Below are 6611 nucleotides of genomic sequence, written 5' to 3'. Positions count from 1 at the left end.
GACCGTCGAAGCCGTCAATCGGACAGTAGCGAGGATCAATCTACGCCCGCGCAAGCGCTTGGGCTGGAAGACGCCGTACGAAGTGCATACAGGGGTGAGCGTTGCACTTATGTGTTGAATTCAGGGTCGACGCCATGCAAATGGTCCGCGAATGTATGCCAGACCTCATCATTCTCGACATCAGCATTCCCAAACTCGACGGCCTGGAAGTCCTATCGCGTTTCAACGCCATGAGCACGCCCCTGCGCACACTCGTACTGACTGCGCAATCGCCGACTCTCTTCGCCATACGGTGCATGCAGTCCGGTGCTTCCGGCTATGTCTGTAAGCAGGAGGACCTCAGTGAGCTGCTCAGCGCCATCAAGGCCGTACTTTCAGGCTACAACTACTTCCCCAGCCAGGCATTGAACCCGGCGCGCCGGGATGAAGAAGTAAGCCTGGAGCTGGATCTATTCAAATCGGTGAATGACCGGGAATTGATGGTGCTCCAACTCTTTGCCCAAGGCCGCACTAACAAGGAAATCGCCAAGGGCATGTTTTTAAGCAACAAAACCGTCAGCACCTATAAGAAAAGACTTATGCAAAAACTTAAGGCCAAGTCCTTGGTAGAACTTATCGAGATGGCAAAACGCAACGCATTAGTGTGAGAAATAGGATGCCCAGGCAGTTAAAGGACTACTTAATATTACTGAGCACGGGTTTATGCCTGAGCACTTTCGCGGTCGCCGAGAACAACGATGTGCAGTCCTATTCACTGCTCAGTCGCGCCAGCAAAGGCCTCACCCAAGTTCATCTGGATAAAGCGCAATTGCAATGGATTGGCAACAAGCGCGAGCTGGTCCTGGGCACTTCTGCTCCCGATTATCCCCCCTTCGACCTGACCCTCAGCGGACACGACTATGAAGGGTTCACCGCAGACTATGCCGGCATTCTCGCGGCCACCCTGGCCTTGCCCGTGCGGGTGCAGCGCTATGGTTCCCGGGAGGCGGCCATCGCCGCGCTAGAACAGGGCCGCGTGGATATGCTGGGTACCGCGAACGGCTTCGAAGCCAGCAATCCGAACCTGGCGCTTTCGATTCCCTACGCGGTGGACCAGCCAGTGCTGGTCACCCGCGAGCGGGAAAACCGATCGCTGAGCGACGGCCTGGCGGACATGCGCTTGAGCATGGTCTACCACTACTTGCCGCTCGAGGACGTCAAGGCGCTGTACCCCAAGGCCACCATCACCGCCTACCCTTCCTACCAGAACGCCATCAATGCCGTGGCTTTCGACCAGGCCGACGTATTTCTGGGCGATACCATTTCGACCCACTACATGATTAACAAGGGCTATCTCAAGAACATCCAGATGGCCAACTTCGGCAAACATGAAGCCAATGGCTTCAGTTTTGCCGTGCGTAGAAGCGATCAACCCTTGCTGGACCTCATCAATGCCACGCTCAAGGCCATCCCCATGGCCGAGCGCGATAGCATCGCCCAGCGCTGGAGTGCCGGCAGCGACATTCTGCTCACCGACCAGAAGCTGCAACTTACCGCGCGCGAGGAGCGCTGGTTGAAACAGCACCCCACCGTGCGAGTGGTGGTCAACGAAACTTTTGCCCCACTGACTTTTTTCGATTCTCAGAACAACTTCCGCGGTATCACCGCCGACCTGCTGGAACTCATCCGTCTGCGCACCGGCCTGCGCTTCGAGATCCAGCGCAGCCGTGGCGTCGATGAGATGACCCGCCAGGTCGAACAGGGCAACGCCGAGATCATCGCCGCCATGCTGCCCAGCGATGAGCGCGAGGACCGCCTCACCTTCAGCCGCCCTTACCTGGAGAACTCCTTCGTACTGCTCACCCGCAAGGACGCCCCGGTGATGGGCAGCCTCGAGCAACTCGCCGGCAAACGTCTGGCAATCACCCAGGGCAACCCCTTAATGGAGTACCTACGCACCGAGTACCCAGAGGTACGCCTGGTCGAAACCGACGACACCTTCCGTGCCGCCGAACTGCTGGCTCAGGGCCAGGTCGAGGGTGCCGTCAACTCGCTGGTAGTCGCCAACTACTTCATCTCGTCCCGCGTATTTCAAGATCAATTGCAGATCAGCGCCACCATCGGTACACAGCCGGCGGCCTTTACCCTGGCCACCGCCCGAGGCGCGGTGGAACTGAGCGCCATCCTCGACAAGGCCTTGCTCAGCATCGCGCCGGATGACCACGGTAGGCTATTTTCTAATAAAATGAGCTAGAACCTACCCGGAGCCGATTCAATGCCCAAGGCATACGCATACGTCAGATGGTCTACCACCTCGCAAGGCGAAGAAGGCCGAGACAGCCACGACCGTCAGACCACCCCACTCCAAGCATTTACAGAGGTCACAGGCGTTCCCGTGGTCGAAACCGTTATCGACAAGGGGATCAGTGCATTCCGTGGTGCAAACGCCCGGATCGGCCAGTTAAAAGGGTTGTTGGACAGGATAGAGAGTGGCGAAATTGAGCATGGCGACTACATAATTGTCGAATCAATCGACCGCCTAACCCGCCAGAAACTCACCGACTCCGTTGATCTTATCCAGTCAATCCTCAAAAAAGGCGTGCGACTACACACCGTTTTCGACAATAAGACATATTCCTACGACGATCCAAGCCGTGACCTCGAAACCTTGATCCTAGTGGGTGTAATCGCAAAGCGGGCACACGAAGAAAGCGACACCAAGAGTAAACGCCTTAAATCCGTATGGGTAAAGAAGAGAGACACAGCAGAAACCAACGTTATAGGTAAACGATGCCCCTACGGCTTTCGTTTCGATGAACAAAGCCAATCCTTTGTCATCGTAGAAGAAGAAGCCCAAGAAATTCGCCAGATTTTCGACCTACTCAAACACGTTGGAGTATTGGAGAGCGTTAAGCAGGTAAATAAAAATTCAAAACGGCGTTGGACGAGAACATCAGTTCTACATCTTATAAACAGTAAAAGCCCAATTGGCGTGCTACGTTTGCAACGACGAAACGAGAACGGCACCAAAGCGTTTGATCGTTATATCCCCGATTATTTCCCAAAAATCATTGATGAAATAGAGTTCAGTGCAGCCGTTGCAGCAATGAAAACCCGATTAACCGGGCGAAAATTTGGACGTAGGACACCCCACCACTACAATATTTTCCGGCACTGCATCCAATGTGAAGAACATAAATGCGGAATGATTTTCAACCTACAAATATTAGGAACCGAAAAAAAACGCTACGCCTACCTTGTTTGCTCTAACAGAGCCGAACGAGTATGCGAATGTAGTAACAGAATTAGATTTGAGCTTGTTTTCGGCACATTCCTCGCTTTCGTTAGGCAGTTATCGGAAAATCGTTACATTGACGAGCGGACAGACAAAAAGCGAAAAGACTTCACTTGGTTCAGCCAAGAAAAATACAAGCAAATGGACACCGTAAACGACGCATTCAGCCGTTTCTTTTCCGTTAGTAATACTTCGGCACCAAAAGAAGAAATACGGGCCAAGAAAGCCAAGCTAACAACCGAAAAAGCCACATTGGAGATGTTAGACGCTTCGCTCGCTCAGTTTGACGGAATAATTCCAAATACATTTATCAGGCGTGTGGCCGATAGCGAGGCACGTATCACAGCATTGGAAAGCGAGATCCAAAAACTTGAAGGTACATTAGCAATCGAAGCGGAAACGCTCGAAATCACCACCTACGAAGACATAATAGCCCTATACGAAACAGAAGAAGGCCGATTGAAGCTCAATACATTTTTCATCACACGAGGAATCACCTTCGACGTTAAAATTGACAAAGAAACAAATCTCGTCGGCATGGACATTCGTATAAAAGGTGAAAAAGACTTTAATCTTTATATCCATCAATTTTTCAAGCAAAAAGCTCCACTAACGCCATTTGGAATACCAGACCTTTCCCACATCATAAAATAAACATAAGCCCCTCTAAAATACGGCATCTTGGAGGGGTTACACATTAACAAGCCAAGGCGTTACACGTTAAAAACAGAACGATAATCAAAGGCTCCTAAGCTCTTACCCACCAGAAGAGCTTTTGACCTTCACCAAAAGAACACTTTTTAAAAAATTATCTCGCATAATACACGCTCCTGCATACACCTCACGTACACACACGCACCCATGCACGTCTTTAGTTATCTATATATAGATGTCATATATATTAGATAACAATAATAAAGATTACTATACCGCACGCACACAACCAACCAACCAACCAACCAACCAACCAACACCCCCATACAAAACCACCTACACTATCATGCTTGATATACATTTTTTATGTGGTTAAATATATGTATATGGCTCAAGTTATCAAAGAAGCCCCTCAAAGCATACCTGCTATGTTAACCATCCCACTTTTGCTACGCAAAAGATGTGACGGTTAACGCAGGTGCCTAGTCGGCAGGACAGAAACAAAAGCTAAGAGCAAAAACAAACCCACCACTGAGGATAAAATGAATGACACCAATTTGCAGACAATCACACTGACCAAAAGAGACAGAAACTATTCCAACCTCAAGGGGCTGGACAGTTCGCTGAAACACTCGCTTAGACTGGACCAAAACGAGTATGACGACTTCGAATTCAACCCTAATCCAGACCACCCAAATATCGCCATTGTAGGTGGCGTTGAACAGGTATTAACAAGGGAACTGGCAGAGCAATTGCTGGCCGACTTCAACGACCAACTACAAACCAAACTCAAAGCAACAGAAGCGACTGACGAGATAGCAGCAGAAAAAGAAAAGCTCCGAAAACTAAAATCGAAGCTGGTCAAATTTATCAACGCAACCGAACAGACTGAGATAAAAGAATACGTCACATCGGTAATGGAAGGAGAAAGGCCGTTAGTAGTCCAAGACTACGCCGCCCTACTCAATCAGCACAAAATCAGCCGTATATCCCAGCGAATCGACCTCTTAGAGAACTACACCACCAAGAAGCAAGAGATCGAGCAGAACGCACCAGATCGAGCCGTATCAAGGACGGTCAACAGGGTTAAAGAAATCATCCTTGTGATACCCGAACCTAATAAATTGGCAATCACAAAGGGGTACACAGACCTTTTGCAGAAAGCCATGCACCAGTTTTATCAAAAACACTTCCCTAACAACAAGATGCTTTTCTCATTCAGTCATCTGGACGAAACAACAAACCACGTTCATGCGTTTCTTGACCTTCAAAATGAGAAGACGGGGAAGTATGATTTTTCAGCTCAAGAATTTGAATTCGCATCACAATACTACGCGAGAAATAAAGCTCACCTTGACAAAATATCCGAGCCGCCAACATTGGAAGACTTCAAACTTCCCAACCGTAGCGAAGAAAAGCAAAACCATAGGTTTATCCGAGAACGCGAGTCATGGAAATCAAAAGTAATGCAGGCGGCCTTCTATGAACACTTTAACGGATTAGCCGCTGCATATGGTTTACAAGCCAAATTCCTACCTAAAACCAAGGAAAAACAGGAATTCCTAAGCAAGATTGAGCAGGAGGCCAAGAAACCCAAGAGCGAGCGAAGCCATAACTATTACACCAGACAAGTAGAAAAACTTGAGCAGGAACTTACACAGAAGAAAGAAGAGCTGACCGAGCAAAAGACCACTATCGTCACGCTTAACACCACGATAAGCAACCTTCAAAATAGTGTTTCAACATACCAGAATACAATCCAAAATTTAGAGATGCACGCCACGGAGCAGCAGAAAGAAAATGCGAAGCTCGACCACGACAGGCAAATACTGTCCGAGGACATAACCAAGAAGACAAACAAAACCGAAGAGCTTAGGGTAAACTTCAAAACCGCCAAAGAAAAAATGACAAAGGAACTACGCGAGCTAAGGAAGAAAATAGAAGAGGATACCGAAAGAAAATCAGTGTTAGAAAGAGCAATTAAGGTCTACGAGGTAGAGCTAGAACCGTTAATCAAGAAATTTGACATTTTGGTTGATAGAATACTTGAAGCCAAGAGGCTCGATAAAAACCCAGACCAACACTACCAAAGACTAAAAGAAAACACTTATAAAATGGCAAGCCGCTTGGGTTCCGAGAAGCGAAAGGATTACCTATTTAACGTCGGAGAACAACTAAAAGAGCAAGGATTAGACCATGCAAAAGTGGATCTAGGATTGACAGAAAAAGTAAAACTTTGGGCATCCGACACCTTCACAAACAAACAAGTGGTTGAATTTGACAAAGAGGAAGCCCAGCAGGCGAAAGAAGCCAGAAGGCGAAGACTTTTAAAACCTAAGCCCCCAAGCCCGTTTCAAGACCCTTATAACCCGTATCAATAGCCAAACCCACTCAATAAAAAACCCGCAGCAATACGGGCTTTTTAGCATTCAAGTTTGACAAACCTCGAAAGTATGGCAACTTGAAAGGAGCAGAAAAAGAAAACCACCTTGGGGAAGGTGGCCAGATACTACAATAAAATTTTAAAAAACTTCAATCAACACAACCATTTAATCATGGCGGTTGCAGGATCTGAGTGCAACACGGTTATTGAATTGAAGCGGGAGCATCATGCCGCATCACCACGGCTTCTTGCATCACTTCGCCCATCACCTCGATCGGGCATTTGAAGTCGAAGCGTTTG

2 protein-coding genes and 3 pseudogenes are annotated in these 6611 nt (G+C 48.4%); all 5 read left to right on the top strand.

Annotation, left to right across the window (positions count from 1 at the left end; genetic code table 11):
- Nucleotides 1–118: pseudogene (locus tag AC19YT_RS27825) on the top strand (IS30 family transposase); the annotation flags it as partial.
- A 7-nt stretch (nucleotides 119–125) separates the two neighbouring features.
- A pseudogene (locus AC19YT_RS27820) lies at nucleotides 126–647 on the top strand (LuxR C-terminal-related transcriptional regulator); the annotation flags it as partial.
- A gap of 8 nt (nucleotides 648–655) precedes the next feature.
- A pseudogene (locus AC19YT_RS27815) lies at nucleotides 656–2206 on the top strand (transporter substrate-binding domain-containing protein); the annotation flags it as partial.
- A 48-nt stretch (nucleotides 2207–2254) separates the two neighbouring features.
- Nucleotides 2255–3928, top strand: a complete 1674-nt coding sequence (locus AC19YT_RS27810) for a recombinase family protein (RefSeq protein ID WP_500611351.1) — start codon at nucleotides 2255–2257, stop codon at nucleotides 3926–3928.
- Between the two features lie 542 nt (nucleotides 3929–4470).
- Nucleotides 4471–6309 (top strand): hypothetical protein, encoded by a 1839-nt coding sequence (locus AC19YT_RS27805; RefSeq protein ID WP_500611350.1) that lies wholly within the window; start codon nucleotides 4471–4473, stop codon nucleotides 6307–6309.
- The last annotated feature ends 302 nt before the right edge of the window (nucleotides 6310–6611 follow it).

The sequence above is a fragment of the Pseudomonas sp. MF08875 genome (assembly GCF_059862525.1).
Note: the sequence above shows the minus strand (reverse complement) of the source record. Positions and strands in the feature narration are given on the sequence as shown.